Below are 7,234 nucleotides of genomic sequence, written 5' to 3'. Positions count from 1 at the left end.
ACAGCTTCTTCTGTTGCTACACCAAATATTCCATCAACTACCAAGGGACCAAATCTAAAAACATTTAACTGTCTTTGTAAATGTTTCACATCTTCACCAGTGCTACCAAAGGTAAGAGTACGAAGAGACCTAGTTCTTTGAGTTCCAGTAAACATAATTTTCTCCTTGTTTTTTGAATTGATCAGGACTTACACAGTAAAGCTATATATAGCGTATTAATTGGTCATCATTCAAGATAAACCCAGTATAATTAGTCTCGTTGCGTAAGTCCTACTCTATATTTTTATTATCTCCTAAATTTTTGAGCAGGTAGATAATGTGCATGAGTTATCACAATTAACTTTTTATTGTGGGTGGACGTGAATTTTCTATCACAACTTGACTTGATTAGAGAAATATTGTCTAATTTTAGCTGAAATTTTCCCTGGTGATGCTAACTTTAATAAACTTCAATATAGTGTTCGTTAATCTGCAAACCTTTTGCAAATTGCTGCTGAAAATAGAAAGAATCAGGCAGAAGCTTCCAAGCTTCAGGATTGGGCGGATAGGTTGATGGGTCGTAAGTATGATAATGGTTCTTGGGGCAGCAAGCTCAGTTTTTTTTGCCAAATCTACCCCTAGAATAAGTTGATTAAACTTGATTGAATTAATTAATTAATTTTTGTCATCCTGACTGGAATATAACCAGAATAATCAGAACAATTTTTCATTTTCAAATGACCACTATCATCTAACTCAACATAAAAATTATCAGGTTGATAGTTACGGTTTATTGCATCCCTACCTGGATAAGTAGGTCTATTACCTTGAAGAGTATAACCATTTCTTTGACGATGCATATTCATTTGTTGTTCAAAGTAAACTCTCCTACCATTAGGTCTAGTTACATTTACAACCATAGTTCCAAAATTTCCATTCATTTTTAAACGACCTTTATATAACAATCCGTTGACTTTCCATTGTAAATTCCATGTTCCGTTCATCCCTTCATTTATAACGCTAGGAGCGATCAGGGGCTCAACTTTTACCTGAGCAAAAGCAACTTTTGCAGGAGTTAATGATAAAGAAGTAGCGGTTAAAGCAACTAAACTGAAACTAAAAGCTTTGTTGAGGTTAGTTTGAATATTCATCTAAGGTTCCCTTGTTTTTAATTTGTTGATGTGGGAAGAGGTTGTTCTCTTTCCTTTCATGTCTTAATCATCTCCTAAATTTTGGCGAAGTTCGATAATGTGCATTAGTTGTCACAATTAACTTTTTATTGTGGGTGGACGTGGATTTTCTTACACATTGATTAGCAGTTAGGGGTCACATTCTGCCATGATAATAGTTTTGTGAGGAGATAGTGACATTTTCTTGGTTAACTGTCCAGTGAGGTGCGTATACTCAAGAGTGATTTTTATCTTCCAATAACTTATCAATTTTTTTGTACCTTTCCAGTCTCTGTATTTCATTTCCTATGCTTTCCTCTATCCAGGTAGAGCAGAGACTACTACGGCTTTTCCCCTGAAAATTGCCATAAACGTGTCGAATATTAAAACATGATTGGTGAGTCGAGCGCTTCAATATGTTGATGATTGATTTGTAGAATATACTCACTGTAATTAGCTACCTCATCCAATCCTGTGAAATTCAGAAAGAATTCAGTGGCGAGCCAAATAAACAAGATTAATATTAATTTTTTCCATTTCATGTTCATAAGGTTTTAGCCTCCGACTGAATCTATTCCCTATATTTCTGTTTGCGCAATAACTAGAACTTTTGGTAGTGTATCAAAGAAGTATGGATAAAGGAGTGAAGTACCTCAACTAAACTTCCTTATAGTTGAGGCTCCCCCATCTAAAATGAAACACTTTTAGATGAGGACTCCTTATACCTTCTGTCAGAGCGATAGTTTTAATAAGTGTATTTGAAGATGGCATCACCCAAAGCTTTCCAGGTTTCAGGACCCACCACTCCATCTACTGTAATATCAGGCGATGGAAAAGGAAAAGTAGCGTTATAATTTTGTTGAAACTCAGCTACTATTTGTTTGGTTTGACTATCATATTGGGCATCAAATATTACATTATCGGTAATAAGAGTCGGTCTTCCAACTGGTAGACCGAACCAAAAGATTGAAGATAACAATTGTTCAAGAAACCGAACAGCATCTCCACTATCCCCTTCTTTTAATACAGGCAAAGTTGATACAGTCATTGTTGATACAGTCATTTGAGAAAATTCCTTAGTTTAGTTGAAGATTAGGTTAGCAATCAGTAATCAGTTTTCAAGTCGTATAATGGAGATTTTAACCCCCGAATTTTAGCTGAATACTGATTGCTGGTAAAAAAGATGGTTTGTTGATAGCTACCTTAGCCATAGCTATGGTTTTGTTAGAACCTATCTTGTTTCATTACAAACAATCCTAACCAAGGTTTATTTGCAGTAACGAAAATGGTATTTAATTGCAAGTCGAATGTTAAATAAGACTGTTTCTGGGAATTTTCCATAACCAATGTGCATTTCTAATTCACTTCAAAACAAAAATCCAATTTTTCTGGCAAAATTATTCACATTACTGGTGTTCATCTGAATTTGTGTTATAAAGTGCAGTCTTTGATTAAAAACATTGCCAAACAGGATAATTGGCAAACTAAACCCGCATTATGGTACACAATAGTTCAGTGAAGGGTGTCTAGTGCACTGTACAGTGATTACTAGACACCCCACTACACAGTAAATATACTTATTGAAAAAGTGGCGTTCTCACGAGTGATTTAGGTACTCAACACTAAATCTAGAGAACGAGTTTAACAGTTCTTGGAAACTCCGCTTCTTAAGAGCTATTCTTCATCTTCAAGTGGAATTTCAAGGTCATTCATTTCATTTTGAAGTTTCCTAAATCTGCTAATTTCATCAATCACACCATTTTCAATCCATGGAGCGCAATAAGCACTCTGGCTTTTACCTGACGTTTCAGTAAGAAAGACTAACGCTTTATATATATAGTCAGGGACACTAACTGATATTTGTTTCATTTGTTTCTGACTACCTTTTTTCCCTCTTGACATATACTTATAATTCACTTATAATAAGAGTATATTCAAGGAATAAATAGACTGGTGAACGGGAGAAACCGGACGAACTATAGGCTATTAAACCTTGATAATACAATACCAATACCTTTAATATACTTTATGGAGGGCTACATATCCAGTAACAACTTCAACTACTATACAATTGCCAAAATTCATCGAGCTATTCAGTTTGCTATCGGGCAGTCTGACTGGCTTTCACGGAAACAATTACTTGAAGGGCTTGCCTTCGCTGGCATTCCAATTTCATATCCACAACTATATAAAGATGTGGAATTATTGAAGTCATGCAATATCAGTGGGTTCAATCACTTCAAGGGCGATAGAGGATTTGATAGAAGTTCATCAGAAATTATCGTTGTGTTTCGATGGATGGCAACATACCGTTCGCGCGGTCAAGGTGTACTTCACCTACCTGAACTTTTGAAATTAATCAGAGATTACGACAATGACAACAAACAACAGCGCCATAGTGCAACAAATCAACCAATCGAAGTCAACTCAATCCCAGTCTGAAAAACAATTTCAACAATTAGAACTCAGTGAAATTATTGCTGATGCTAAACGCACTGCTCGTGAAGATGCTATCACTTGGGGTAAAGCATATCAACATTATTATGCTGACTTCAAAGAAGATGCACGCATGATAATTGTTGAAAAACTAATGAATCAACTATCATCAACTGACGATGACTTAGATGAAAGCATATTCAATGAACTTCACTCACCACCTATATTTCCCAGTCAAAACAATGGCAAAAAACAAGAGAGTTAAAGGAATTTTAGAATACACACTCCTACCTACTCTCATACCAATTTCATTGATATCACTATTCACAATTGCAGCAATATCAATCACTCCTGGAGAGAGTAGAGGAGAAATAGAAAAGACTGAAACTAAGGAGAGATAATGGGTTTAGGAAACGCACTTGCTAAAATATCAGGAGCTGCACAAAGCAACAGTTCATCACTTGCTAACGGCGAACACAGATTAGGAACTGCCAGTGACTTAGTAGGAAAAGCAACAACAGATTCGCTGACACCAACCAATCCTGGTACACTGCAACCACATAAATCAATGGCAGATTTGCAGTCACCTGTAACCATTAATGAGCAACAATATCAAGCTCTTAAAGGTAAAGTCAACGAACAGGTAAAACTAAACGGAAGCAGTGCTAAAGGATATCGAACTGCTGCCAGACTACTAAAAAGTGACTACACCAGAAACAATGCTTTCTATGGAGTCAAAGGATATGCAAGACAAGCAATTAAATATGCAGCCAAATCAGCCAAACTCATAGCAGGATTTGGAGCATACGCACAAGGAAAGCGAAAGACATTTGCTGGTGCTGCTGCTAACTATGAGCAAGCTTCCCAAAAAGCTGATGCTGATATAGCAGCAATCCGAAGCAAATTGAGAAGCTAACAAACATTTGACTTGATTTTAGGGAAGGCTGCAACCTTCCCTTATCACTATACTATAAACAGAAACGGTATTATGTGGCAAGCAACATTTTTATTCCAAGGAATTTTTACCGCTGCAATTTTAGTAGGATATGAAGCTGTAGGTTGGTGGCGATTTTTAATCCCAATAATCGTTCTCAAACTACTAGCAACAATTGGATTAACTGGTTACTACTGGATTAAAAGAGGAGTTAGTGATTTCTGGGAATTAATAGCTTTCACTGTCTTGACAGCAACAGCATTTCTATCAGGATTTAGTTTAGGAGTTTTTATCTGATGAACTTGGCAACTGAGAGAATTATAAGCCATCTAAATGAACTACATGACGTAACTAAATTTTATCTTTTAGGTCAATCTTTCTTTGGTATTTATGCAGTAATTAGTCGCAATGAGGAGTTATTACACTTTGCCATTGCATGGTCATTAGGACATTCTATTCTGGGTTGGATAATTAGTAAAACTTCTGCTCAGTTTAAAGAATTAATTGGTGTAATTAGACGTGCTGAACAATTAGATTTTGATGCCGAAACTTCTGCGATATTATACTCCCGTGAACAAGGATTTAACCAAGATGCAAAACAAATATTATCTTTTGGTAGTGCTACAAATAACCAGGAGGTGATCGCACCTGAAGTGGTAGAATCACAGGAAGCTGCTAAACAACCTACTTTCACACTATCAAAACGGGTGGAAGCATTGGAAGAAATGGAAGTAGCGGAAGTTGTTAAGCTAGTCGATTTTATTCGTACTTCCACCGCTTCCGATTCTTACATCATTGAAAATGTGTTGCAAATGAAAGGTAGGAGCTATCAGAAAGGTAAACAATTATTGGAGCAAATTAGAGCAATTATTTAGGAGTTATTATGATTGATAAATATGAGAAAATGCTAGAAATATCTTTTGAATTAGATACGAAAGATGATAATAATTTAATTGGCCAAATGGAAGGATTATAGTCTCTATACAATCATCAAGATTGGCTTCATGAAGATGAGAAAAAAAGATATCAGAGGATGTGTGAAAAAGTTGGTAATTGTCAATTTTTAGAAGGAGATGATTTGGTGTTATTGAAGTCTTGGGAGAATAGATTGAAGGAGTTATAAAGTGTTGATTAAGGAAATCAATGAATGTTCTATCACAAATTAATGGTATAAATAATTAATCCTCTCAGAATTGGACTCTGAGAGGATTGTAATATAATTCCAATTATTTTTTATTTGGAATTAAAATTCAATTAGATAACGACTAGACAATAGACAACGACTAGACAATTATTATTGTATTATATAATGAGTGAAACAAAAAGCAACAATTACGACAACCTTCGTGGAAATACAACCCCTGGATATTTAGATTCAGGTAATGGCCTAAAGTATGCTTGTGAGTCAGTCAATCCTAATTATGACAATATTAACCCATATTTATTACAAAGTATGGGAGATAATTGGGCTTACAAAACAACAACAAATCAAGTATTTGCTAATTTAATCATGCATGGGGCTGATTTTGAGGAACTAAATAAGAAAGAAATATCAGTCGATTCATTTAGATTTAATGACCATAAAGTCTTGTACCGAGCTTGTAAAGAATCTCATGAAATTTTCCAACAAATAACTCAACCAATCATCTGTGACTTATTAGTAAAAATGGAGAGAGCTGACCTAATCAACCATCTTAATAACTTGCTAAGTTATCCTCAGTTATCACAAGAGAAGTATGCTTTAAAAGTTCTGGAATTTAGTCTCTTAGAAAAACCAGAGCGTCATAAGAATCCGCATGAATATTTAGTAGATGATTTAAGAGGACAAATCCGAGAAATTCTCTTTGACTTAGGGGCAATTCAGGATTTAAAGAAAGAAATTGTTAATCAAGGACTGATTAATATTTATGAGTTTAATGAGGTACTTTTTGATGAGCGACAAAAACATTCTAAGCAACTGGCAGCCTCTCTTTTAGAAAAGGATTTATCATCATCGGAACTGGAGATTGAGTTTGCTAAATATAAAGCTAATAAACTGGACATTAAATCAATTTATTGGCAACTTCAAAAAGAACAAGAAGATTTAGAAGAAAAAAAGCTATTTACCCCACTAACTCGCCCTAATAAAAAGTCTGATTATCTGCCGGATAAACTAAAGATGTGTAGCCTACACGCTCAGAACCTGGGATGGGATGAACTGGCAATAATGGAGTGTTTAATAGCTGCTATTAGTGGAGTTATTCATGGTGAATTTGAGGTGGAAGTACATGATGGTTGGTCAGAAAAATTAATCAGTTGGGTATGTTTAATTGCTACTTCTGGCAAAGGTAAATCACCATTTATTAAACCAGTTCGCAAGGCATTAGGAAAATTAGAAAAACAAGCTGCTGATGCTTATATGGATGACTACCAACACTATCAATCTTTACTAGCTGAATGGGAGAAAGGAGATAAAAATCCAGGGGACAAACCAATTGATGTACATTACAGAACATTCATACAAAGCAGCTTTACAATGGAGGCAGTTTGCGCTCAGTTCCAACGCCAAGGCAACAAAGGAATTACATTTTTCTATGATGAATTATCAGCGCACTTTGCAGCAATGAATCAATACCGTAATGGGGATGATAAAGAAGCTTGGCTGCAGTTTTACGATGGCAACATTTCACCCAAACTCCGTATGAAATCTGATGATAGACTTGGTGGTAGTTTAATG

General features: G+C 35.4%; 9 protein-coding genes. 5 read left to right on the top strand and 4 right to left on the bottom strand.

Going from position 1 to position 7,234, the window contains the following annotated elements:
- The 4 genes from D5R40_RS42965 to D5R40_RS28755 form a co-directional block, all read right to left on the bottom strand.
- Positions 1-155, bottom strand: a 155-nt coding sequence (locus D5R40_RS42965) for a peptidoglycan-binding domain-containing protein (protein WP_134239635.1), incomplete at its 3' end; no start/stop codon positions are given.
- 495 nt (positions 156-650) lie between these two features.
- The gene (locus D5R40_RS28765; protein ID WP_124155577.1) at positions 651-1,130 is read right to left on the bottom strand and encodes a hypothetical protein; all 480 of its coding nucleotides are present in this window, start codon (positions 1,128-1,130) and stop codon (positions 651-653) included.
- Between the two features lie 763 nt (positions 1,131-1,893).
- Complete coding sequence (locus tag D5R40_RS28760) at positions 1,894-2,211, bottom strand: peptidoglycan-binding domain-containing protein (protein WP_124143799.1); 318 nt, start codon at positions 2,209-2,211, stop codon at positions 1,894-1,896.
- 611 nt (positions 2,212-2,822) lie between these two features.
- A complete protein-coding gene (locus D5R40_RS28755) occupies positions 2,823-3,017 on the bottom strand; it encodes a hypothetical protein (protein WP_124143800.1) in 195 nt (64 codons plus the stop codon).
- A 505-nt stretch (positions 3,018-3,522) separates the two neighbouring features.
- On the opposite strand from D5R40_RS28755, the gene D5R40_RS28750 reads away from it, so the two are divergent.
- From D5R40_RS28750 to D5R40_RS28730, 5 genes are all read left to right on the top strand, one after another.
- A complete protein-coding gene (locus tag D5R40_RS28750) occupies positions 3,523-3,849 on the top strand; it encodes a hypothetical protein (RefSeq protein ID WP_124143801.1) in 327 nt (108 codons plus the stop codon).
- Between the two features lie 135 nt (positions 3,850-3,984).
- On the top strand, positions 3,985-4,500 hold the full coding sequence (locus D5R40_RS28745) for a hypothetical protein (RefSeq protein ID WP_124155576.1): 516 nt from the start codon (positions 3,985-3,987) through the stop codon (positions 4,498-4,500).
- Between the two features lie 72 nt (positions 4,501-4,572).
- The gene (locus D5R40_RS28740; protein ID WP_124143805.1) at positions 4,573-4,815 is read left to right on the top strand and encodes a hypothetical protein; all 243 of its coding nucleotides are present in this window, start codon (positions 4,573-4,575) and stop codon (positions 4,813-4,815) included.
- Positions 4,815-5,393, top strand: a complete 579-nt coding sequence (locus D5R40_RS28735) for a hypothetical protein (protein WP_124143806.1) — start codon at positions 4,815-4,817, stop codon at positions 5,391-5,393. The genes D5R40_RS28740 and D5R40_RS28735 overlap by 1 nt, the downstream gene beginning before the upstream one ends.
- Before the next feature lie 434 nt (positions 5,394-5,827).
- Positions 5,828-7,234 (top strand): DUF3987 domain-containing protein (locus D5R40_RS28730; protein WP_124155575.1); only part of this gene is annotated, 1,407 nt, incomplete at its 3' end.

It is taken from the genome of Okeania hirsuta (assembly GCF_003838195.1).
GTDB classification, from domain to species: Bacteria; Cyanobacteriota; Cyanobacteriia; order Cyanobacteriales; family Microcoleaceae; genus Okeania; species Okeania hirsuta.
Note: the sequence above shows the minus strand (reverse complement) of the source record. Positions and strands in the feature narration are given on the sequence as shown.

Excerpts from the sequence above, each read along its gene's own strand:
- D5R40_RS28765 (WP_124155577.1), bottom strand. The coding sequence starts at position 1,130 with ATGAATATTCAAACTAACCTCAACAAAGCTTTTAGTTTCAGTTTAGTT.
- D5R40_RS28760 (WP_124143799.1), bottom strand. The coding sequence starts at position 2,211 with ATGACTGTATCAACAATGACTGTATCAACTTTGCCTGTATTAAAAGAA.
- D5R40_RS28755 (WP_124143800.1), bottom strand. The coding sequence starts at position 3,017 with ATGAAACAAATATCAGTTAGTGTCCCTGACTATATATATAAAGCGTTA.
- D5R40_RS28750 (WP_124143801.1), top strand. The coding sequence starts at position 3,523 with ATGACAACAAACAACAGCGCCATAGTGCAACAAATCAACCAATCGAAG.
- D5R40_RS28745 (WP_124155576.1), top strand. The coding sequence starts at position 3,985 with ATGGGTTTAGGAAACGCACTTGCTAAAATATCAGGAGCTGCACAAAGC.
- D5R40_RS28740 (WP_124143805.1), top strand. The coding sequence starts at position 4,573 with ATGTGGCAAGCAACATTTTTATTCCAAGGAATTTTTACCGCTGCAATT.
- D5R40_RS28735 (WP_124143806.1), top strand. The coding sequence starts at position 4,815 with ATGAACTTGGCAACTGAGAGAATTATAAGCCATCTAAATGAACTACAT.